The 21,576-nt window shown below is 57.6% G+C and carries 18 protein-coding genes; 8 read left to right on the top strand and 10 right to left on the bottom strand.

Going from position 1 to position 21,576, the window contains the following annotated elements:
* Window positions 1–43: 43 nt before the first annotated feature.
* Both ABCS64_RS07600 and ABCS64_RS07605 read right to left on the bottom strand, forming a co-directional pair.
* Complete coding sequence (locus ABCS64_RS07600) at window positions 44–700, bottom strand: HAD-IA family hydrolase (RefSeq protein WP_418891258.1); 657 nt, start codon at window positions 698–700, stop codon at window positions 44–46.
* Window positions 684–1,760, bottom strand: coding sequence for an RluA family pseudouridine synthase (locus ABCS64_RS07605; protein ID WP_418891259.1), 1,077 nt, complete (start codon window positions 1,758–1,760; stop codon window positions 684–686). The genes ABCS64_RS07600 and ABCS64_RS07605 overlap by 17 nt, the downstream gene beginning before the upstream one ends.
* 432 nt (window positions 1,761–2,192) lie before the next feature.
* On the opposite strand from ABCS64_RS07605, the gene ABCS64_RS07610 reads away from it, so the two are divergent.
* From ABCS64_RS07610 to ABCS64_RS07625, 4 genes are all read left to right on the top strand, one after another.
* Window positions 2,193–5,135 carry an Rne/Rng family ribonuclease gene (locus ABCS64_RS07610; RefSeq protein WP_418891260.1) on the top strand — a complete coding sequence of 981 codons (2,943 nt, stop codon included), beginning with the start codon at window positions 2,193–2,195 and terminating at the stop codon, window positions 5,133–5,135.
* Between the two features lie 1,185 nt (window positions 5,136–6,320).
* On the top strand, window positions 6,321–6,860 hold the full coding sequence (locus tag ABCS64_RS07615; protein ID WP_479686654.1) for an EamA family transporter: 540 nt from the start codon (window positions 6,321–6,323) through the stop codon (window positions 6,858–6,860).
* Window positions 6,861–7,296: 436 nt separating this feature from the next.
* On the top strand, window positions 7,297–7,977 hold the full coding sequence (locus ABCS64_RS07620; RefSeq protein WP_418891261.1) for a DUF5625 family protein: 681 nt from the start codon (window positions 7,297–7,299) through the stop codon (window positions 7,975–7,977).
* Between the two features lie 117 nt (window positions 7,978–8,094).
* The gene (locus ABCS64_RS07625) at window positions 8,095–8,511 is read left to right on the top strand and encodes a hypothetical protein (RefSeq protein ID WP_418891262.1); all 417 of its coding nucleotides are present in this window, start codon (window positions 8,095–8,097) and stop codon (window positions 8,509–8,511) included.
* 199 nt (window positions 8,512–8,710) lie between these two features.
* Here ABCS64_RS07625 and ABCS64_RS07630 read toward each other — a convergent pair whose 3' ends face one another.
* The 4 genes from ABCS64_RS07630 to ABCS64_RS07645 all read right to left on the bottom strand — a co-directional run bounded on the left by ABCS64_RS07630 (window position 8,711) and on the right by ABCS64_RS07645 (window position 13,922).
* Complete coding sequence (locus ABCS64_RS07630) at window positions 8,711–9,748, bottom strand: CobW family GTP-binding protein (RefSeq protein WP_418891263.1); 1,038 nt, start codon at window positions 9,746–9,748, stop codon at window positions 8,711–8,713.
* A gap of 27 nt (window positions 9,749–9,775) precedes the next feature.
* Window positions 9,776–10,069 (bottom strand): hypothetical protein, encoded by a 294-nt coding sequence (locus ABCS64_RS07635; RefSeq protein ID WP_418891264.1) that lies wholly within the window; start codon window positions 10,067–10,069, stop codon window positions 9,776–9,778.
* Window positions 10,070–10,488: 419 nt separating this feature from the next.
* Window positions 10,489–11,367, bottom strand: coding sequence for a polysaccharide deacetylase family protein (locus tag ABCS64_RS07640; RefSeq protein WP_418891265.1), 879 nt, complete (start codon window positions 11,365–11,367; stop codon window positions 10,489–10,491).
* Between the two features lie 1,121 nt (window positions 11,368–12,488).
* Window positions 12,489–13,922, bottom strand: coding sequence for an amidase family protein (locus tag ABCS64_RS07645; protein WP_418891266.1), 1,434 nt, complete (start codon window positions 13,920–13,922; stop codon window positions 12,489–12,491).
* 574 nt (window positions 13,923–14,496) lie between these two features.
* On the opposite strand from ABCS64_RS07645, the gene hrcA reads away from it, so the two are divergent.
* Window positions 14,497–15,525 (top strand): heat-inducible transcriptional repressor HrcA, encoded by a 1,029-nt coding sequence (gene hrcA / locus ABCS64_RS07650; protein ID WP_418891267.1) that lies wholly within the window; start codon window positions 14,497–14,499, stop codon window positions 15,523–15,525.
* A 19-nt stretch (window positions 15,526–15,544) separates the two neighbouring features.
* Window positions 15,545–16,600, top strand: a complete 1,056-nt coding sequence (gene hemH, locus ABCS64_RS07655; RefSeq protein WP_418891268.1) for a ferrochelatase — start codon at window positions 15,545–15,547, stop codon at window positions 16,598–16,600.
* Window positions 16,601–17,109: 509 nt separating this feature from the next.
* Here hemH and ABCS64_RS07660 read toward each other — a convergent pair.
* Window positions 17,110–17,961, bottom strand: a complete 852-nt coding sequence (locus ABCS64_RS07660) for a DMT family transporter (RefSeq protein ID WP_418891269.1) — start codon at window positions 17,959–17,961, stop codon at window positions 17,110–17,112.
* Between ABCS64_RS07660 and ABCS64_RS07665 the strand changes: the two genes are divergently transcribed.
* Complete coding sequence (locus ABCS64_RS07665) at window positions 17,960–18,160, top strand: hypothetical protein (protein ID WP_418891270.1); 201 nt, start codon at window positions 17,960–17,962, stop codon at window positions 18,158–18,160. The genes ABCS64_RS07660 and ABCS64_RS07665 overlap by 2 nt on opposite strands.
* Window positions 18,161–18,366: 206 nt before the next feature.
* On the opposite strand, the gene ABCS64_RS07670 is transcribed toward ABCS64_RS07665, so the two are convergent.
* The 3 genes from ABCS64_RS07670 to ABCS64_RS07680 are packed head-to-tail and all read right to left on the bottom strand — an operon-like array spanning window position 18,367 to window position 20,644.
* On the bottom strand, window positions 18,367–19,716 hold the full coding sequence (locus ABCS64_RS07670) for a serine/threonine protein kinase (protein WP_418891271.1): 1,350 nt from the start codon (window positions 19,714–19,716) through the stop codon (window positions 18,367–18,369).
* Window positions 19,717–19,763: 47 nt separating this feature from the next.
* Window positions 19,764–20,255 carry a T6SS effector amidase Tae4 family protein gene (locus ABCS64_RS07675; protein WP_418891272.1) on the bottom strand — a complete coding sequence of 164 codons (492 nt, stop codon included), beginning with the start codon at window positions 20,253–20,255 and terminating at the stop codon, window positions 19,764–19,766.
* A complete protein-coding gene (locus tag ABCS64_RS07680) occupies window positions 20,252–20,644 on the bottom strand; it encodes a Rap1a/Tai family immunity protein (protein WP_418891273.1) in 393 nt (130 codons plus the stop codon). The genes ABCS64_RS07675 and ABCS64_RS07680 overlap by 4 nt, the downstream gene beginning before the upstream one ends.
* Window positions 20,645–20,874: 230 nt before the next feature.
* Between ABCS64_RS07680 and grpE the strand changes: the two genes are divergently transcribed.
* Complete coding sequence (gene grpE, locus ABCS64_RS07685) at window positions 20,875–21,477, top strand: nucleotide exchange factor GrpE (RefSeq protein WP_418891274.1); 603 nt, start codon at window positions 20,875–20,877, stop codon at window positions 21,475–21,477.
* Window positions 21,478–21,576 lie beyond the last annotated feature (99 nt).

Below are 21,576 nucleotides of genomic sequence, written 5' to 3' on the forward strand. Positions count from 1 at the left end.
TATATCTCCCGCATGCTTCATCCATAAAGCAAAACCTGAAGCATCAGGCGTTCGCCAGCAACCAGTCTGACAATTCCGCAACGCTGGATACCTGCGTCAGCGACCGTATTTCTCGCAGTTGTGCGCTGGAATGCGCACCATAGCTCACGGCCAGGCTCTCAACACTGGCATTGGCTGCCATGTGCAGATCGTGTGTGGTATCGCCGATCATCAAAGTGCGTTCGGGCGGAACGTCGAACGCCTCCATCAGCTCATACAGCATTTGGGGATGGGGTTTGGAAAAGCATTCGTCGGCGCAGCGCGAAGCGGCAAAAAAGCGTTCCGCCCCGCTGGCGGCCAAGGCGCGATCCAGGCCGCGCCGGCTTTTCCCCGTCGCTACGGCGAGCGTAAAGCCCCGCGTGCATAAATCCCTAAGCAATGGCATCACACCGTCGAACAGACAAAGCTCGCCATCGCCGGCAAGATAATGCCGGCGGTAGCAATCGGCCATTTCCGGATAGCGCCGCGGGTCGAGGGTAGGCGCGGCATGGCGCAAGGCATCGGCGAGCCCCAGTCCGATAACCTGCCGGGCCTGCGCATCCGCAGGCTCAGGCAAGCCGAGGTCGCGGCAAGCGGCGCGCATAGCGAAGATGATGGCGCCGATCGAATCGTGCAGCGTGCCATCCCAATCAAACACCAGCAAATCAAAGCGCTTGCCCATAATCCTGCTTCTCCCTACAGGAAATTTCCTTTAAAAAGCCAGTGAGTGCTACAGGAAGCGGCGCTTCCAAGGACAGCGCCTCACCGCTGACCGGATGGGGCAAGCGCATCTTCCAGGCATGCAGGAACATACGTTTCAGGCCCTTCTGGACAAGCGCACGATTCAGCGCAAAATCACCATATTTTTCATCACCGGCAATCGGGTGTCCCATCGCGGCGCAATGCACACGAATCTGATGCGTTCGTCCCGAGCGCAACTCCGCTTCCAGCAGGCTGAAATTTTCCCAGCGCGCCAGCAGGCGAAATACCGTGTGCGCCGGCTTGCCCAAAGCATCGACACGCACGCGGCGTTCGCCCGATTCGAGCAAGAACTTGAATAACGGCAGGCGAACATGGCGCAGCGGCTCCTGCCAACGCCCCGCAACGAGCACGAAATAACGCTTGTCGACACGACGTTCGCCATGTCCGGAAGAGCTTTCCCGGAACATATCGTGCAATACGGTCAGCGCCGAGCGTTTTTTACCGACCAGCAGAATGCCCGAAGTCTCGCGGTCGAGCCGATGCGCAAGTTCCAGAAACTTTGCCTGCGGCCGCTGCCGGCGCAGCGCCTCGATCACCCCGAAGCTAACGCCACTGCCGCCGTGCACAGCCAGTCCCGCCGGTTTATTGATCACCAGCAAGGCGGCATCTTCGTAAAGGATGGGCAGATCCGCCTTGAGCTGCGCGCCGGCCATGATTTCATCCGCACACGCTTCCTCGCGCCGTGCAATGCGCAAAGGCGGAATTCTCAGCACATCGCCGGTTTGCAGGCGGTAGGCGTTATGGGCGCGCCGCCCATTAACGCGCACCTGTCCACTCCGCACGATCCGGTAAATATGGCTTTTGGGAACACCGTGGGCGATCCTGAACAGAAAATTATCGAGGCGCTGACCATGCGCGTCTTCACCGACCAGCGTCTGGGAAACCTGAAAAAAGTCCGGAGAAAGCGGTGAAACCGGCGCAGCCGGCAAGGAGTTCAAAGGAACGGGGCGAGAGACGTTTTCTTTGCCAATTCCGACCATTTTGAATATACTGCCCCCCGCGATTTGCGTCTCGTACCGAAAGAGGCGCCGACCCGTAAGACCGTTGCGCGACGCTGGTTTTTTGCATTTCCTGCAATGACTGTTGCGGCGCACTTCCCGGCAGGCATCGGCGGTTTCACTTGCGCCAATTTGCGCAAGATCGGTGCAAGGCAGGTCACCTGGTTAAGTACGCTCACCAAAAGTAGCGATACTACTTGATTTATGCGCGTTTGACACGTTCGGAACGCCTCAGGCAGATTTCACAGATCCCGGAGATCCCGGGAAATAATGAAAAACGACGGAAACTCGATTCAGCGATTCACTCACCCGGCACCGGCATCAACATATATGAAGCATCCGCCATTCCACTGATTCGTTACCGCCTGCAACAGGCGCTCCCTTCGTGCATGCATCGCGCACGGGAGCACAAGAATGAAACGCATGCTGTTCAATGCGACACAGGCCGAGGAACTCCGTGTCGCCATTGTCGATGGTCAAAAACTGATTGACCTCGACATTGAATCGTCCACCCGGGAACAGAAAAAAAGCAATATTTACAAAGCGGTCATCACCCGCATCGAACCGAGCCTGGAAGCTGCCTTCGTCGATTACGACAGCGAACGGCACGGTTTTCTCCCCTTTAAAGAAATCTCGCGTAGTTACTTTCAGCCGGGCGCCGAAGCTGGCCGGGCGTCGATTAAAGAAGCCTTACGCGAAGGGCAGGAACTGATCGTCCAGGTCGATAAGGACGAACGCGGCAACAAGGGCGCGGCGATGACGACGTTCATCAGCCTGGCCGGCCGCTATCTCGTGCTGATGCCCAACAACCCGCGCGGCGGCGGCGTTTCGCGCCGCGTCGAGGGTGACGAGCGTGCCGAGCTGCGCGAAATCATGGATCAGCTGGAAGTACCGCAGGGCATGAGCCTAATCGCCCGCACGGCGGCAATTGGCCGCGGCCTGGAAGAATTGCAGTGGGATCTCAATTACCTGCTGCAACTCTGGAAAGCCATCGAGAACGCGGCCGACGCCAACAGCGGCGCCTTTCTCATCTACCCTGAGGGCAACCTCGTAATCCGCGCCCTCCGCGACTATTTCCAGCCCGACATCGGCGAAATCCTCATCGACACGGACGACATCTTCGAGCAGGCGCAGCACTTCATGTCCACCGTGATGCCGGCCAATATCGACCGGATCAAGCGCTACAGCGACGATGTACCGCTCTTTTCGCGCTTTCAGATTGAGCACCAGATCGAATCGGCCTACTCGCGGCAGGTCAATCTGCCTTCCGGCGGCGCCATCGTCATCGACCACACCGAGGCGCTAGTCTCGGTCGACGTCAACTCCGGGCGCTCGACACGCGGCGCCGATATCGAAGAAACCGCCTTCAAAACCAACCTGGAAGCGGCCGAGGAAGTCGCCCGCCAGTTGCGCCTGCGCGACTTAGGCGGCCTGATCGTCGTCGATTTCATCGACATGGAAAGCTCGCGCAACCAGCGCGAGGTTGAAAACCGCCTGCGTGACGCCCTGCACTTCGACCGGGCGCGCGTACAGATCGGCAAGATCAGCCGCTTCGGCCTCATGGAACTGTCACGCCAGCGCCTGCGCCCGGCCCTGGCGGAAACCAGCTACATCCCCTGCCCGCGCTGTTCCGGCACCGGCCACACCCGGAGCACGGAATCGGCAGCGCTGCACATCCTGCGCATTCTTGAAGAAGAGGCGATGAAAGACAACACCGCCGCCGTATATACGCAGGTGCCGGTCGATGTTGCAACTTTCCTACTCAACGAAAAGCGCCACGACATCTACTCCATCGAAATGCGGCATAAAGTCAGCCTCATGCTGATTCCCAACATCCACCTCGAGACGCCGCAGCACATGATCACCCGCATGCGTCACGACGATCTCAACCAGGAAGAAACCAGCCAGCCGTCGTACAAAATGGTGGAAGAGCCGGCGGAAGAACACGGCAAGCAAATGCCCGCGAGCAAAGAAACGCGCGCGCCGCGCCGCCAGGAAGCGGCCATCAAAGGCATCACTCCGGCTCAGCCTGCGCCCATCGTGCCGAAAAAATCCAGCGAACCCCCAGCCGCCAGCGTCGGTCTGTTCGCCAAAATCATTTCCTGGCTCCGCGGCACGCCGGCTGAAGTGCCCGAAAAACACGAACCGAAACCGCGCGCAGGCAGCCGCCGCGAGACATCGCGCGAAAGCCGCGAGAATCGGGAAAATCGCCGCAGCGGACGCAACACCCGGCGGGACGAGGAACGCGACACCCGACCCAGCCGCGAAGCACGCGAGAGTAAAGCACGCAACGAAAATAGCGAAAACGGCCACAGCGCCAATAACGGCAGCGAGAAGACGCGGGCAAGCCGAGAAAAGGATACTCAGAGGGAAACACCGAAAGAGCCGCGCCGTCAGCGCAGCAGTTCATCGCGCGCAGAACGCGAGGCGCGCCAGGCCGTACCGGAAGCCGGCAACAATGTGCCGGATACCGTCGTAGCGCCGCCTGCCCAGGCCGAAAACAGCGAACGTGCCGGCGAATACACCGCTGAAGAAAACAGCACTACGCCACGCCGCCGTGGTCGCCGCGGCGGACGCCGTGACCGCCATGAAAATACAGCGGGAAATGTACCGGAAGCACCGGAAAATTCGCCGGAAAACGCATCGGAAAACGTCTCCGCAGCCGCGCCAGCACCTGCGCTCGCAGTGCCGGAAATGGCGTCAGAAACGACGGCAGCCAACATCAGCGCAACGACGGCGACGACAGCGATTGTCGCCGTATCAGCCGCCACGATCAGCACGCTGGACACCGAGGCAGCGAGCGCAGCGCAGGCAACAAAACCGGGGGACAGCGAATCTCCGGCCGAGCCAGACGATGAAGAAACTTCCGTGTTCTTTGCCACCGAGGCCGCGATCATCGCGCCGGAAACCTTGCAAACTCCGCCACCGGAAACCTTGCCGACAGCTTCGCTTGACGCGGACACCACGGCCGCCGTTGACAGCGCGTCCGCACCCATCGTTTCGGCGCCCGACACCAAACCCGACGACGCCCCGCCGCCATCGGCGCCGGCCACTGCGCCATCGGGCGAAACCCCACAACCTGCGCCGGCGACGGCTGGCCCGATTGTTGCCGACCCGCTGCCGGCAAGCGCCGTAACCGACCTGTCACGATCACTGTCCGAAGCCGGGCTGGTGATGGTGGAAACCCAACATGAGAAACACCAGGCATGGCAGCCCGAAGTTACGGCCGCGCCGGCGAAACCGCGACCACGCCGTCGTCGGCCCAAGGTCGAAATCTCCGACGAACCACTGGTCATGGTGGAAACCAACGCCCGCCCGTCCGAACACAGTCAGATGGGTGAAACGGGAGGAAACTAGGCCTACAGCCGCCGCACGACCCTTCCACTGCCCGTTTTTGATTTATCGGTAATTTCTGCTCGGGCGGTGGATTGGCCCAACTGCCGACGAAAAGCGCGACACGCAAGTGTCGCGCTTTCTTTTGCGCGGAATGAAAAATATGCATCGTTAGCTTGCAAGCGCCATACCGCCAAGCAAGCCCAACGACCAAAGCTTTTGACCTTTTGGGCGCGCCGCCGGCCGCGCGGGAGCGAAGCATCACTTCGGCTATCGGCGTTTCGACAGTGCCTTGCGTTGCAGCGCCGGCTGCGTGTGGAGGAAGCATCGCCGGTTAAATCACCGCCGCCGGCCAGAAACAGCCGCAAACCCATCACACACCGCCACGACATCCGCTACAGTACCCGCTCTGAACCCCGCGTAAAATGGGCATCTCCGAAGCCCCTGCCCGCCAGCCCAGTGTTTACGGGCGTTTCCAGACACCCACAGCTGAAACGCCCATTCCACGCGGGTTTCCGGCCTGTCTCCCCGCAAACGCCCTATTGACGCGGGCTTCAGGCCGGCTACCGGCGCGCCACCGATTACGCGGGAGCCAAGCATCGCATTCGGTTGTCGGTGCTTGGACAGTGTCTTGCGTTGCAGCACCGGCGGCCGCAGACCCGTCACAACCCCGCCACCATATCTACCCCAAACCCCGCGTAAAACGGGCATTTTCCGGAGCCCCTGCCCGCTAGCCCAGTATTTACGCGGGTTTCCAGACCACTTGCCCGCAAATGCCCTATTGACGTGGGCTTGCGGCCAGTCAATTTAGATAACCGAGCATCACATCCAAAGGGCGCAGACAGCACTCAACAAGCCACAGTAGAAAAAAACAAGTAGAGCCTTTCCCAGCCAGACGACCGCGCTTCGCTGTTTCTTTCCATAAAGCCACGCCCCAAAATTTAAGAGCACTGCATCTGCTACATCTTTCCACAATCCCTATTCCAACTCATTGACAGGCGCATAGGAAAGGTCTAGCTTGCCACGCATTATCGTGTGCGACTTATGTCTTAAGATCACCGCCACCGGCGACCGCAAACCACCACCACGCCTACCCCGAACCCCGCGTAAAACGGGCATCTCCGGGGAGCCTCCCCGCCGGCGCAGCCCTGCCGGTCGCCCGACACTGCGAGACATTCAGGCAACACGACACACCGGAAAGGATCTCCCATGACCTGGCTCTTTTACGCGCTGCTCGCCGCCCTTTTCGCCGCGCTGACCGCCATCTTCGCCAAGATCGGACTGCACGGCATCGACAGCGACTTCGCCACCTTCATCCGTACCGTGATGATCGTCTTTATCGTCGCCCTGTGGGTCAGCTATCTCGGCAAATGGCAGCCGCTCGCCCAGATCACCCACCGGCAATGGCTCTTCCTCTTCCTTTCCGCCGCAGCAACGGGCTTTTCATGGCTGTTCTACTTCAAGGCGCTGCAAACCGGCAGCGCCGCGCACGTCGCGCCGGTAGACAAACTCTCCGTCGTCTTTGTCGCCCTTTTTGCCGTCACCTTTCTCGGCGAACGGCTCAACGCCAGAGAATGGCTGGGCATCGCCCTCATTGTCGGCGGCATCGTGCTGCTCACCCTGCACCCTGGCGCCCCACCCGCAAGCGAAGAAATGCCAGCCGGCTCCGGCAGACTGGACAATTCCGGCGACCCGCAGGCCTTAGCCCCTCCGCACCCCATGACGGGCCACAATGACGGGCAATCCTGACGCCCTCATCGAATACCCGCGGTGCCGGCAACACCGCCACTGGACAGAAACCACCGCAGACCCACCACAATATCCGCCACCACACCTGCCCTGAACCCCGCGTAAAACGGGCATTTCCGGGGAGCCTACCCACCAGCCCACTGTTTACGGGCGTTTCCGAATGGCCTATCCGCTAGCCCACTATTTACGCGGGTTTCCGGCCTGCCCGCCCGCAAACGCCCTATTGACGGGAGATTGCGGGCAGCCCGTTTAGCCGCTTGGGTGCAGTAACAGATGAAACTACGCTTAAGAATTTAAGAAGCTAAGAAGCTAAAGCGCTGCATCTTTCCACACTCCCTATTTCAGCCCATTGACAGCCGGGTAACGCAGGACTAGCCTGCCGGCATTGTTCATTAGCGCACATAAAGGCCGCTTCTTCTTGAATGGAGAAAACTGCATGAACAAGATTTCCCCTTTTTACGGCGCCCCGCTTCAGGCTTTCGGTTATTGTCAGCGTATTCAGCGGGATGGTGCATGCCAATACTCAATACCCCTTCCGGCATTCCACGCACAAAATAACAAAGGAAATCATAAAAGGGGGCGATTTTTTCGTCCGCTTAAGGCATTCTTTTTCCTGTTTCTGTTGCTTATGCTTGCCGGCTGTTCCAACGAACCCAAATTGCCCGAACCACCGATTTCTTTCCCGTTCTCGGCATGGAAAGCAGGTGAGAAACTGGATTTTCAGTTTAGGATTAAGGAAAAATACCTTTATGAATTTTCGATAGATATTTATTACAAAGAACGGGCAAAAGACGATTATGAAGACATGGAGCGTGTTCGCAAACTTGTTGGAACTTATGGCCGGGATAGTACTGGAAAAATAAAAAACCCAGGCATTTCAATTCCATTAACACTTAAAGTTATTCGAGAGGATAATGATGAAGCAAAGACTATTATTAACGAAACAATTTATGAACTTGAAAAGTATGCCCAAGGTGGAAATAGCTTCAGCAAAATGATTACTGAAGCTGTTTTAGAGCCAGGCAATTACCGATGCCAGGTAGAAAGTCTTTCAGACATTCCCGAATTTGCAGGTAGGGAAATGAAGTTTTTCCTAGCAAAAAATCACGCCAAGTAAAGGAGAACCACCCTACAAAGTTTTACCATCAAGATTGCGGGAAAAAGTAAAGGTAAAAACTATGAATTTAGGCAGAATATAAAAATAGTTGCCAGATGAATTTTAGGAGTTTACACAATGGTTTTTGTATTTCTTTTAGGGTGCGTTTCTTTATTTTTTGTTATGGGTCACGGAACTCTTTTACATTTTATGCTAGAGGAAAAAGGGAAGATTGACATATGGAGCCTATTCTTTCCATGGCCTCAAAAAGGGAAAGTGGTATCTATTATTTGCCTTTTTATTTCAATAATATTTTTACTATTAATTCTAGTATTACCAAAAGAACAGTATAACGATATGTTTTCTGTATCTTCGTGGAAGATATTTTTTGTAATGACAGCTTTTCCTTTGGTCAGTTATCTAATTTTTATTGCCAGTTTATTGATAAAAACAAGCTCTGGATTTGCTTTTAAATTCAGTGCAAACAATGCAGTATGGAGAATTGTATTAGCATTCGGAGCTATAGTTTCCATCGTTTCGTGGCTATTTAGTTAACAGCATTAGCCAGAGGCGCCGCAAATAATAATTTTGTTGCTTTAGTCATTTTCCAGAAAACGACAGCCGGCGCAGAAAAATTCACGGGAAGATTTTTCCGGCTATTACAACAGACGGAATGGCAGGCTGATTTCTGACCGGTTCAGGCGGGTTTAATCAGGCCGCTTTCATTTTTCCCGCCGGCGTAAATTGGTGGGTTTCAGGCCGCTTCGCCCAGTACGTGCCGGCGGAAGGAGGCTTCAATACGTTCGGGGTCAAGCCCGTTGGCGATGATGACCAGTTGCGAGCGTCGGCCGGCTTGCCGCGTATCTTCCGGCCAGTCGGCCAGATGCTGCGGCGGGTAAATCATGTGCTGCACGCCATTGATCAGCACGGGGTACGCTTCGCCAACGTTGAGGATGCCCTTCAGCCGCCAGATGGCCGCGCCGTGGGCGTGCAGCAGCGCCGAGAGCCAGACGCTGAAGGCGATCCAGTCGATCGGCGTGTCGATATTGAGCGAGAGCGAATGCACATGCCCCTGGCGGTGGATGGCGCTTTCCACGCTTTCTACACTTTCCGCCGCTTCGTGGCCGTGCGCGCAGGCCGCCGTTTCCGCCGTGGCGGCAAGCGCCGGAGCGGGCGATGCGCCGGGGGCATCCAGTTCCGGCGCGGGGTCATTCAGGCTGTGCATCAGGATTGGCGTATGCGGCAGCAGGCGGCGCAGCTGTTCCCGCAAGTGAGCGGCGGCGGGGGCAATGTCGCTTTTAGCCAGCAGGATGCTGTCGGCAGCGATGATTTGCTGCATCCAGACGGGATGCTGTTGCGCGAGCATTTGCGCACCATTGACGGCATCGACGACGGCGCTGATATGCCGGATGCTGAGCTGGTGACAGAGCACAGGATCGGCCTGGAGCGTAGCGACAATGGGCGTCGGCTCGGCCAGGCCGGTGGTTTCGATGATGATGCGCTGGAAATGGGGAACCTGCCCGCGCGCCCGCTGGTCGAGCAGATCGAGCAGCGCCTGCTTGAGTTCGCCGCGTATCTGGCAGCACAGGCAGCCGGAGCTGAGCAGGATGGTATTCGGCGAGATGGGCGCGACGAGCTGCTGGTCGATGCCGATTTCGCCGAATTCGTTGATCAGCACGGCGCTGTCTCCGTAATGTTCGGCGCGGAGGATTTTCTGCAACAGCGTGGTTTTGCCGGCGCCGAGAAAGCCGGTGAGGATGATGACCGGCGTTTTTGAGGACGGAGAAATCATGGTAAGCAGGCTCCCTGAACAGCCGGATCACAAAATGAGCGGGTCGTAGGGTTTGCCGGCGAGCGTCTGCACCGCCGCCCAAATCTGGCTGAGGTTGTCGGCCAGCAGGGTTTTGCCGGTGGCGCTGCCGATCTGGTACTGGCTGCCCTGCCAGTCGCTCACCGTCAGGTGCAGGGGGCGCAGCAGCCGGTTCAGCAGCGCGATGCGCTGCGTGCGTACGCGCCGGCGCGCCACCGGGTCGGCGCTCTGCCCCGCTTCCGCCTGCGCCGCGCCCTGGCTCCAGTCGGCGCTTTCGCCAAAGATGCCGCAAAGTCCGCACATGCAATTCATCCTTTCCTGTTGATTATCGCCACATGGGCCATATGACCATATGACATCGCCCGCGCCGTATGGCCCACACAGAGGCACTGCCGCAGGGCAGCCGGCGTTCATTTTGTCATCGCTTCGGCGACGGGCTTACACCCAGCCACTCCCAGTCGCTCCTAGCCGCCCCCAATCGTCCACCCTCGGCTTTCAGCCCGATGACCCAACATGCCCGGCTGCATTGGTCGATACCAAATACGTTTCCGTCAAAGCCGCACCGCATCTCGCCGGCCACCGTAACCTGCGTGAAACGGTGAAATGGAAGCTTCCGAAAAACGTCCGTGCAATCACGCGCAGGCCGCCCGGAATCCGCTGCGGGCGGCCTGCCCGCATCTTTCATCTCCCCAGCATTTTCCGCATTGGTTACGGATTACGGGTTATGGGCGCGGGTTGCGGGCGATGAAATCGTCGGCAATCTGATCGAAGGTGCACCATTCCACGCCTTCGTGGCTGCTGATGTGCTCGATCAGGCGTTCCTGCGCGAGCAAGACCTGCGGCCGGCCGGAAACATCGGGATGCACAGTCATTGTGAATACGGCGTAGTCATGCTCACGGTAAACCCAGTCGAACTGGTCGCGCCACATCTGCTCAATGTCGCGCGGGTTGACGAAGCCGTGGCTGTTCGGCGATTTTTTGATGAACATCATCGGCGGCAGATCGTCGAGATACCAGTTGGCGGGGATTTCCACCAGCGGCGTTTCTTTACCGCGCACCAGAGGTTTCATCCAGTGGCTCGGATGCTTGGAGTAATCGATCTTCGTCCAGCTATCGCCCACGCGCACGTAGTACGGATGGAAATCATTGTGCATCAGCGAATGGTCGTATTTGATGCCGCGTTCGAGCAGCAGCTCGTTGGTCACCGGGCTGAACTCCCACCACGGCGCCACATAGCCGGTCGGCCGCTTGCCGCTGACCTGGGTCACCAGGTCGATGCAATGGTCGAGAATGGCCGTTTCCTGCTCGCGCGTCATGGCAATCGGGTTTTCGTGGCTGTAGCCATGAACGCCGATTTCGTGACCGCACCGCGCCACTTCCTGCATCTGCTCTGGGAAGGTTTCCAGCGAGTGACCGGGAACAAACCAGGTGGTTTTCAGATTGTATTTTTCAAACAGTTTGAGCAGCCGCGGTGCGCCGACTTCGCCGGCAAACATGCCGCGCGAGATATCGTCCGGACTATCCTCGCCGCCATAGGAACCCAGCCAGCCGGCGACCGCATCCACATCCACGCCATAAGCCACCAGAATCTTTTTTGCCATGACTTTCTCCTGTTATCCGCAGTCGGCGCCGGGCGCGCACCGAACCGCGCCGGTTGAAAAAACATACAAAGACACAAGGAAACAGCAGATACAACGCCGAAAAACCCAGCCCATCACAGACAGGCACGCCATCACGCCCACCTGTAATCCAGTGTAGTCCAGATTTCTGGGGGGAAATAGCCAAAGGCTGCTGAAAACTACCCATTTTGCAGCACAGAATCCATCACACAGAGCACTGGCTGATAGGCGCCGCCAGAGCCGGCGTATTTAGGGCATCTCCCCGACAGGGGAAGAATTGGAAAAACGTGAGAGCGGAAGCACAGGCGCATCTCCCAAAAGAGGTGGCCTGAAGCCCACGTATTTAGGGCATCTCTGAGGGGGGTGCTCTGAAGCCCTTGTAAACAAGGCGTCTCCAGATATCCTGCCCGCAAGCCCCTTATTTATAAGGGTTTCAGAGGCACCTGCCCGGAAACGCCCTATTCACGCGGGGTTTAGAAGTGTGCCCCGAAAGCCTCATAGCGGCTCGACTTTGCCAAAAGACAAGGCGGCGAGCCGCAGACAGTACGTTTAGTACGGCAAGGCGAAGCCAAGGCAGTATTTTGGCAAAGGAAGCCGCTATTTCAGAGGGACGCGGGGCGGCTTGGCGGAAGCAAGGGCTTGATTGTTTGAGCGCAGCGAGTTATCAAGCCCGCCGACAAGCAACCCGCGGCAAGGGGTTTTCTGCGCCTCGGGGTCGCTTTTCTTTGCTGACTTTCTTTGGCGAGGCAAAGAAAGTCAGCGGGGCGCGCTGCCGCTCAGCGCAAAGGCATCAAGAAAAGCCTTGCGGGCGGAGTCAGCACCTACAGTCAAACAATTCTTTCAATCCTTGTTTTTAGGTTCTGCCGAGAGACTGCCCGCTAGCCCGCGTATTTAGGGCATCTCCAAGAGGGATGCTCTGTAGCCCTTGTAAACAGGGCATCTCCGGGGGGTATGCCCTGGAACCCTTATAAATAGGGCGCTTCAGAGGCGCCTGCCCGGAAACGCCCTATCCATAAGGATTTCAGACGGGGGTTCCGGGAAACGCCCAATCCAAGCGGGCTTCGGGGCGCCTCCTTTTGGCAATGCGGCAGGCGCCGACGCCCCTACCGTTTTTCGTTCAAAGGCTGATCGCCGGTCAGCCAGCGCGCCATCGCCTGCCCTGCGCCCAGCACCGCTTCGTCACGGCCGCTTTCCGCACTGACCAGCAGCGCGGCGGGCAGTCCGTTGTCGTTGATGCCTGTCGGGAAAGTCAGCCCGGGCAGGTCGAGAAAACTGCAGGCCATGGTGTTGCGCAGCATCCGGCGGTTGGCTTTGACAAAAAACGCTTCGTCTTCTTCCAGTCGGCGCAAGGGCGGCGCATCGATCGCCGTCGTCGGCATCAGCAGCAGCGCGCCTTGCAGTTCTTCGGCCAGCATCCGTTGCAGGCGCATCCGCCAGTCCAGTAAGCGGGAAAGGTTTTGCAGGGGATAGGCGGCATTGGCCTGCAAGCGCTTCGCCACCTGCGCATCCATCAGGTGCGCCCGCGTCAGCGCCTCCTGATGGAGGTGCCATGCCTCAATGCCGACCAGCGTGCCATATTCACTAAACAGCGAGGCCACCCTGTCGAGCGCATGCAGCGGCTTGCGGATGATTTCCGCCCCCGCCTGCTTCAGGCGTACCAGACTATGTTCAAACGCGCGCTGAATCTGCGGCTCGACGTCCTCGGTCCATACCCCGTCCGGTACGACCGCCCTGATGATCGCCGCGCCGCTGGCATTGTCTGCCGGCGCCGGCGCCGCATCGGCATCTACCGCCAACAGCCGCATCAGCAGGCAGATGTCCTCGACGGTATGGGCCAACGGGCCGACGCTGTCCAGCGTTGGCGCCAGCGCCCAGACGCCGATGCACGATACCCGCGCCGACGAAGGCTTGAAGCCGGCCAAGCCATTGAGCGCGGCGGGAATGCGCACCGAGCCGGACGTATCCGACCCCATGGCCACGGGCACGATACCGCGCGCCACCGACAACGCCGCCCCAGCCGAGGAACCGCCCGGGGCAAGCGCTTCTCCCTGCGACCAGGCGTTGACCGGCGTGCCGAAATTCGGATTTACCCCTAGCCCGGAAAAGGCGAATTCGGTCATATTGGTTCGCCCGAAAGCGATCATGCCCGCCGCCTTGAGCTGCGCCACACACAGGGCGTCGCGCAGCTTCGGCGCATCGTCCCGGGTCGTCAGGCTGGCGACGCCTGTGATTTCACCTGCCTGGTCGAAGAGATCCTTCCACGAAACGGCAATGCCGTCGAACGCGCCCAGCGCCTGCCCGGCCTGCCGCCGCTGTGTTGCCTGCGCGGCAGCCTGTTGGATGCGCGTGGCATCGAGCGTACAGAAGATGTGCGCGCAGTCGGCATCCTGCGCGCGCTGTAGCGCACGCTCGATGAGCGTATCCGGCGTCATTTCGCCGCGGTCAAAGGCATCGCTCAGGCCGGCCAGCGTCGGCAGGGCGGATAAGGCAGAACGATTGGGCAGATTCATGGCGCGCTCCCGATCAAACAAGGTCATAAAATCATCATAACGCATCCGGCAAGACTTGCAGACAGCGCGGCAGGGACGGGGGCGACGGCTTGGCGCGCCTTGGGCGATGGCAATGAACCTTGGGGAAACCGGCATCAGCAACACAATTGGTCTGCCGGATAGCGTCCTCACGAGGGCGTCGATGAGGAAATTTTCTCGAAACCTTCCGTCCGGACATCGTTGCGCTCGCACGGCATAAACAACTGATCCGATAATTTAAGCCACAGGATGGACGAACAGGCGGCCTGACACGGGGAATGACACGGAGCCTGGCGCCCCGCACGCGCCAGTCACCCTTTCCGGGCAAGCTAGCTGCAGGGCCATGCATTGGCTGCCCCATATCAAGCGCCGCGCCGTACTTGCCGCATCCGCGCATCACGCATTCCTGCTCGAATCCGCACATCGCGTCGAAGGCCACGTGCCACACTTGCCGCACTTCCCGCATCCGCGCGTCACGCATCCTGGGCTTGGCGGCAGGTGCCATGATCTTTGCCATTGCACTTCCCGTATCCGCCGGTAGCGCATCTTCCGCCCTACCCCGTCTTTTTGTAGAATCGCCGCCATGCTCGACAAACGCGCCCGCACCCTGCTCAAGACCCTGATTGAACGCTATATTGCCGACGGTCAGCCGGTCGGCTCGCGCCTGTTGTCGAAGTATTCCGGACTCGATCTATCCGCCGCAACGGTGCGCAATGTCATGGCCGATCTCGAAGAACTCGGCTTCATCACCAGCCCCCATACTTCCGCCGGACGGGTGCCGACGCCGCGCGGTTACCGCTTTTTTGTCGATCGCCTGCTGACCACGCAACCGCTGGAAACGGAGAAAATCCACGCCATCGAAGACCAGTTGCAGCCTTCGCAGCCACAGCGCCTCATCAGCAACGCTTCTCTGCTTGTTTCCGAACTGACGCATTTCGCCGGCATCGTCCTGACGCCGCGGCGCACGTCACTGAAAATCCGGCATATCGAATTTGTCAGTCTGTCAGAAAAGCGCATCCTGCTGATCCTCGTCACAACCGATGGCGACGTGCAAAACCGCATTCTGTTCACCGAACGCTCTTATTCGCCGGCTGAACTCGTCACGGCCACCAATTATCTGAACCAGTATTTCGCCGGCCATGAGTTCGAGCACATCCGCGACCGCGTTAAGGAGGACCTGATCCGGCTGCGCAGCGATCTACAGGATTTGATGGCCGCCGCCCTCACCGCCGGTGACGAGGCGCTGCACCGTTCCGACCCGCTTTATGTCATTTCCGGCGAACGCAATCTGCTCGACGTTGCGGAGCTCTCTTCAAACATGAAGCGCCTGCGCGAACTGTTCGACCTGTTTGAACAGCGTGCCGCACTCATGCAATTGCTCGACGTTTCGCTGCGCGCCGACGGCATCCAGATTTTCATCGGCGGGGAATCCGGCCTTTCGCCGCTTGACGAATGCAGCGTCGTCACCGCGCCCTACGAAGTGGGCGGCCAGGTCGTCGGCTCGGTCGGCGTCATCGGCCCGACGCGGATGGCTTACGAGCACGTCATCCCCATCGTCGACATCACGGCCAAACTGCTCTCCTCGGCACTGACCCATCAGATCGCTTCCTGACGGCGCCCGACGATTGCCCATGCCCCGCTTTTCTTCCCGCGCCGAATCCGGTCTGCACGAATCCCGCCCGCACGCCGCCAGCCTTGCCAGCACGGCCGTTCTGCTGGTCAACCTCGGCACGCCGGAAGCGCCGGATACGGCCTCGGTGCGCCGTTACCTCAGGGAATTTCTCTCCGATCCGCACGTCGTCATCCTGCCCCGCCTGCTCTGGCTGCCGCTGCTGCACGGCATCGTGCTCAATGTCCGCCCCAAACATTCGGCGGCAAGGTATCAAAAAATCTGGACGCCGGAAGGCTCGCCGCTGAAAATTCACACCGAAAAACAGGCCAAGCTCCTGCGCGGGTTTCTTGGTGCGGACAAACACCCGATGCACGTCGCCTATGCCATGCGTTACGGCCGCCCCGCGCTGGACGACGTGCTGGCGCGCCTGCATCGCCAGGGCATGCGGCGCATCCTACTGCTGCCGCTCTATCCGCAACATGCCACGAGCACGATGGCGACCGTGTTTGACGCCGCCGAAGCCTGGGCAGCGCGCGTAAAAAACCCGCCGAAACTCCTAAAACTCCGCCTCCGCGCCGACGATCCGCGCTACATTGCAGCGCTCGCCGCCAGCGTCCGTGAACACTGGATGCGCGAAGGGCAGCCCGACCCGGCTTATCGCCTGGTCATGAGCTTTCACGGCGTACCGCGCCGAACCATCGAACGCGGCGACCCCTATTACGACGAATGTCTGAAAACAGCCGCACTGCTCGCACACGAACTCGGGCTGTCGGCAGAACACTACCGGATCGCTTTCCAGTCCTATCCGGGCTATTGCAGATGGCTCAGCCCCAGAACGGACGAGACGCTGGCGGAACTGGGCGCAGCGCACACGCAGCGGGTGGATGTCATCTGCCCCGGCTTCGTCAGCGACTGCCTGGAAACGCTGGAAGAAATCGCCATCGAAGGCAAAAAGACTTTCCTTGCAGCGGGCGGCGGCGAATTCCACTACATCCCCTGCCTCAACGAACGCGACGACTGGATTCATACGCTCGCCCGCCGCGTCATCGCACATACTCGGCAAACGCCGGATTAAAACGGGCACCCCCTCTGAAGCCCGCGTGGATAGGGCATCTCCAAGGGGAATGCCCTGAAGCCCTTGTAAACAGGGCACTTCCGGGCAGCCTATCCGCCAGCCTTTTATTTATAAGGGTTTCAGAGGTACCCGCCCGCAAACGCCCTATCCACGGGGGTTCCAAGCATGCCTTTTCGCGCATAAGGCAAGCACGGAGTGCCCTAAAACCCCTTAGGCGCAGCCGCAGGCGCGGGGAAGCTTGGCGGAAACAAGGGCTTGATTGTCTGAGCGCAGCGAGTTATCAAGCCCGCCGACAAGCGGCCCGCGACAAGGAGTTTTCTGCGCCTGGGGTCGCCTTTCTTTGCTGACTTTCTTTGGCGAGGCAAAGAAAGTCAGCGGGGTGCGCTGCCGCTCAGCGCAACGGCATCAAGAGAAGTTTCATAGTGGGAAGGTCAGCGCGCAGGCTGTGGCGATCCTTGTTTGCAAGGCGAGGCCAACGCAGCAACGCCGTATGTTGGCAAAGGAAGCCACTATCGCCTTTGCCCGTACCACACGCATACGGCAGTAGCGGTCATCGTCAGCAACATGCCGCAGGCCGTTATCGACGACGGGCTTTCCCCCAGGATCACAATGGCAAACAGCACGCCCAGTACTGGCTCTAGGGCAATCAGTATGCCGGATACGCTGGCAGGAATCGACCGCAACCCTTTATTCCATAAAAGAATCGCCAGCCAGCTACAGGCAATGGCGAGATAGAACAGGGCGAAGACGCCGCCGGGATTGGGCGTGATATGCCAGTTTTGCGTCAGCAGAAAAGTAAAGGGCAGACAGAACAGCGCCCCCAGTACCAGGGTCGTCACGGTATAGGTTCTGGCGGAAATGCTTTGCATGATATCCCGCCCCAGATACAGGCAGAAGACAAAACTAATCCCCGCGCCGAGAGACAGCAGGCTGCCAAACAGACTGACCTCACCGCTGCGTTCACCGCCCAGAACGATCAGCCCAATGCCGGCAAAGGCTGCCACAGCGCTCAGCCAGTTCAGCAGATGCGTGCGTTGTTTGAAAAAGAGATATCCGATCAGCGTCGACAGCACCGGCTCGGCGCCGATGATTGTCGCCGCGCTGGCGGCCGAAGTGTGGTTCAGGCCGATGAACTGCAAGAGGTACACCAACGGAAAATTCATGAACGCCAGCAGCCACAGACGCCTGCGTAAATGCACGGGAACGGCGCGATAAGATTCGACAAAGGCGGGCGCAACGATCAACGCTGCAATCACCAGACGAAACTGCACCGTCAGTACGGGGTCGGCGACGGTATAGGAATATTTGCCCGCGACAAAGGAACTGCCCCAGATCACAATGGCAAGCAGGGAATACATCATGGCGGCGGAAAAATCTTTCTTGCTTCCTGTTTTTATCGTTGATGAACAGGCCGGGGCTTTCCCGGCGTGTTCCGATGCGTTCTTCTCCGGCGGCATTGACTCATCCGGCCGAATTCATCGCATTGTATCTGCCCTGTACGGTCTTTCAGTCGGCAACCCGCCGCTTTGCCATGATTGCCATCAAAATGTGTCCGATTGATGGCACATCAATCTTACCGACGATGGCCGGATAACAACCCGGCATCCCCGGTATGGACAGCAGGCTAATGCGAAAGGATGTGAAAAGTATGCCGTGAAAGACATGGGCTGCTGCGCCAAACACCGGCTGCCCGCTATTTTGCCATCACGGCCACAAGCGCCATCGGCTGCCGGCATGGGCGGCAAGGCTGGCAAGCGCACGCGCCGCTAGAGCGGCGCCAGTTCGAGATCAACGCAAAGATTCTGCTTGCCCTTGACGGCGGGCTGTCCATATTGGGCAAGCGCCGTATTGGCCGTGCGCAGGCGATCAAGCACCTTGGCAATGAGCACATCGCGGAAGCGCGCCAGCACCTCTTCGGAACTCAGCTCAAGCGCCGCGCTGTTGATTTCCAGAAACAGCGTCGGCGCCAGTGTCGTCACCGTCGCCCAGCGCGTGCTGTCGCGCGGGTGCAAAAATGCCATTTCGCCGATCACCTCGCCCGCGCCCGCCTGACAGATTACTTTGCCCTCGATGGAAATTTCCACCTGTCCATCAATGATGATGCCGAACAGACGGCTTTGCTCTCCTTCGTGGATCAGCGTCACCCTCTCAGCCAGGTCGCGCCAGACGCTGATACGCAGCACTTCCCAAATCTCGATATCCTCAAATTCGGTGAAAAAGGCCAGCCGGCGCAGCTGTCCGAAGCGGGAGAGATCGAGCTCGGTATCGTTCTCATCGAAAATCTTGTAACGCACTGCCGACAGATCTTTGGCAAATTCGGCGCCGTTGCGGTAACGATTGTAGAGATCCTTTTCCAGCGCCTTGCGCAGGATCGGGTCGAGTTTTTCCGGCAGATTGGGGTTGAGCGCACAGACGGAAGGCGGATCCGTATTGACGATCTTATAAACCAGCGCGCCAGCATTGTTTGCACGAAACGGCAGGCGGCCAGTCAGCAACTGAAAAAGCACGACGCCCAGCGAATAGAGGTCCGTCTTCTGGTTGAGCGGGTAATTCTTGATCTGCTCCGGCGACATGTAAGACGGCGATCCAACCCCCATGACGAAGGTCGAATCCTTGTTGCGATCCTTGTTCAAATTAAGCGCCAGGCCAAAATCGGTAATCTTGGGATTGCCATCCTGATCGATCAGGATATTGGCCGGTTTGATGTCGCGGTGCACAACGCCCTGCCGGAATGCATGATCCAGCGCCAGACAGCATTTAAAGATGATTTCTATGGCGCGATGCATCGGCAGGAGCTGATTGATGGCGCAAAAGCGCTCGACCGATTCGCCATAGACCGGCTCCATGACCAGATAGGCGTAATCCTCCTCAATATGCGCGTCGTAGATTTTGACGATATTCGGATGATTGAGCCGGCGTCCGATCGAGTTTTCCGTCTGAAACAGCTTGCGCAGACGGCGCGATACCGCCTCATTGTCGCCCTCGAAACGGATCAGCTTGATCGCCACCTCGCGCTCCAGTTTCGGGTCACGCGCGAGGTATACAACCGCCGTCGCCCCCTTGCCCAGGCGACGAATGATTTCGTATTTGCCGATTTTTTCCACGTCTCTATCCATTACCACATCAAACATCTATGTTATAAATATCCTATAGAAACTCCAAATCAGTCTAACGACCAGAACCATATTTCACTTGAATTAGGAAAGCATACTGAATTACATATGTATGTCTTATTCAAAGGTTCTATCAAATCAATATGCCCACCTCTGTACCCCTCGATTTTCCAGAAAAAAATTATTCCTCTTTTCCCTTCCAGTTTGGCTGCTGCCTCCGATGCATTCTTAAATATCTTAGGCTTACCAAGAAGATGCGATTTAGAAAGTTGGTCAGCGAGAAGTTTTGCCCCTGGCTCTAAGAATTTCCCTTTATATTGACCAGCTTTAATTCTCAGGCGCCCGTGAACAGGCATGCCAGATTTAATCAATGCCAGACTCATTCGGGTTGCACATGTATTTTCATAACTTGCATTTTGTTTAACTAGTGCGGCCTGATCATACCCAATTTCCTCATAAAGATTCTCTCCTGAAACAAAATTTGAGCTGAATTTCGCAGATGAATAATGATGCTTCTTTACAACAGAGTATAGTGGTTTCATTGATAATCTCTTTTACAAGAAAGTCGTTTTTTTAAAATATCTGTAATCACAAGAGAGGCTCTTTTCTTCATCTGCTTTCCATCAAGTTTTTTAAAACTTGAGTAGATTATTTCATCCAAGGAAATTGTTTTTATATGATAATAATCACACCAAACTGTCCCTTCTGTGGCATCAAGGACGCCAAGCAAATACATTTCTGCATAGCGCCTTTCTGTAAGATTCTGACTCATATAGGCAGAGAAGAAATCTTGTGCCAATAGATTATTATTTGAAATAATTAACGACTGAGAATCAGGAATCGGCGATGCTAGTTTAGTCACTTGCGCATCAGCATTGACAAACAAGCTAATACCCAGCAAAAAAATTATAGAATGCGCTAATTTAAACATAAAAATTTCCTCTCTAAACGATACGATAGTGTTGGATAGTTTTGACTAACCGTCATATTACCTAGGCCGTCAAAGAAATGCCACAAATGCCCGGCACGGTCGATGCTCCGCTACACTTGCCCAATGCGCCGCACAATCACTGCGGCCGCATTTCCTCAAAATTTTTTCCTACCCCTTGAAAAACCGGACAGCGCCCCCAGCTGGAAGGAAAATTCCGGAGAAATTTCATTATGCGAAACCACCCTCACAAACATCACCACGGCCACGAGGCCGCCGTATCCGACGCGGAAACATCTTCCGCTCCGCCCGACGTAGCGGCGGAAGAAGCCGTCGCTACGGCAGGCGTGCCACCAACGGAAGAGGCACAGACGCCGACGGAAGATGCACTGGCGGCGCAACTGCGTCAGGCCGAGGAAAAGGCGGCTGAACATCACGATGCCTGGCTGCGCGCCAAGGCGGAGACGGAAAACGTTCGCCGCCGCGCGCAGGAAGACATTGCCAAAGCCTCCAAATTTGCCATTGAAAGATTTGCCAAAGAGCTGATTATCGTCAAGGATAGCCTGGAAGCCGGACTGGCTGCCGAAAACCCGAGCGTGGACAGTCTGCGCGCCGGAACTGAACTGACGCTTAAACAACTCATCGCGGCATTTGAAAAATCCCAGCTCCGCGAAATCAACCCGGTGGGCGAAAAATTCGATCCGCACTTTCATCAGGCCATCAGCATGATTGAGTCGGATCAGGAACCGAATACGGTCGTCAATGTGCTGCAAAAGGGTTATCTGCTCGCCGACCGCGTGCTGCGCCCCGCGCTCGTCACTGTGGCCCAGCCTTAAATGACCGGAAAGCTTGAAAAAGCCGCACTAAACCGCATATAGGCAACGACCCGGCGTTTCTCCGGACATTCTTCAGACTTCATCTGGATTTCATTGCGT

It is taken from the genome of Dentiradicibacter hellwigii, assembly GCF_041770905.1.
GTDB classification, from domain to species: Bacteria; Pseudomonadota; Gammaproteobacteria; order Burkholderiales; family Rhodocyclaceae; genus Propionivibrio; species Propionivibrio hellwigii.

Coding starts and splice junctions, on each gene's coding strand:
- ABCS64_RS07630 (WP_418891263.1), bottom strand. CDS start 9,748: ATGATTTCTCCGTCCTCAAAAACGCCGGTCATCATCCTCACCGGCTTT.
- ABCS64_RS07675 (WP_418891272.1), bottom strand. CDS start 20,255: ATGAAACCACTATACTCTGTTGTAAAGAAGCATCATTATTCATCTGCG.
- ABCS64_RS07600 (WP_418891258.1), bottom strand. CDS start 700: ATGGGCAAGCGCTTTGATTTGCTGGTGTTTGATTGGGATGGCACGCTG.
- hemH (WP_418891268.1), top strand. CDS start 15,545: ATGCCCCGCTTTTCTTCCCGCGCCGAATCCGGTCTGCACGAATCCCGC.
- grpE (WP_418891274.1), top strand. CDS start 20,875: ATGCGAAACCACCCTCACAAACATCACCACGGCCACGAGGCCGCCGTA.
- ABCS64_RS07635 (WP_418891264.1), bottom strand. CDS start 10,069: ATGTGCGGACTTTGCGGCATCTTTGGCGAAAGCGCCGACTGGAGCCAG.
- ABCS64_RS07640 (WP_418891265.1), bottom strand. CDS start 11,367: ATGGCAAAAAAGATTCTGGTGGCTTATGGCGTGGATGTGGATGCGGTC.
- ABCS64_RS07615 (WP_479686654.1), top strand. CDS start 6,321: ATGACCTGGCTCTTTTACGCGCTGCTCGCCGCCCTTTTCGCCGCGCTG.
- ABCS64_RS07620 (WP_418891261.1), top strand. CDS start 7,297: ATGAACAAGATTTCCCCTTTTTACGGCGCCCCGCTTCAGGCTTTCGGT.
- ABCS64_RS07625 (WP_418891262.1), top strand. CDS start 8,095: ATGGTTTTTGTATTTCTTTTAGGGTGCGTTTCTTTATTTTTTGTTATG.
- ABCS64_RS07665 (WP_418891270.1), top strand. CDS start 17,960: ATGGCGGCGGAAAAATCTTTCTTGCTTCCTGTTTTTATCGTTGATGAA.
- ABCS64_RS07610 (WP_418891260.1), top strand. CDS start 2,193: ATGAAACGCATGCTGTTCAATGCGACACAGGCCGAGGAACTCCGTGTC.
- hrcA (WP_418891267.1), top strand. CDS start 14,497: ATGCTCGACAAACGCGCCCGCACCCTGCTCAAGACCCTGATTGAACGC.
- ABCS64_RS07680 (WP_418891273.1), bottom strand. CDS start 20,644: ATGTTTAAATTAGCGCATTCTATAATTTTTTTGCTGGGTATTAGCTTG.
- ABCS64_RS07660 (WP_418891269.1), bottom strand. CDS start 17,961: ATGATGTATTCCCTGCTTGCCATTGTGATCTGGGGCAGTTCCTTTGTC.
- ABCS64_RS07645 (WP_418891266.1), bottom strand. CDS start 13,922: ATGACCTTGTTTGATCGGGAGCGCGCCATGAATCTGCCCAATCGTTCT.
- ABCS64_RS07670 (WP_418891271.1), bottom strand. CDS start 19,716: ATGGATAGAGACGTGGAAAAAATCGGCAAATACGAAATCATTCGTCGC.
- ABCS64_RS07605 (WP_418891259.1), bottom strand. CDS start 1,760: ATGGTCGGAATTGGCAAAGAAAACGTCTCTCGCCCCGTTCCTTTGAAC.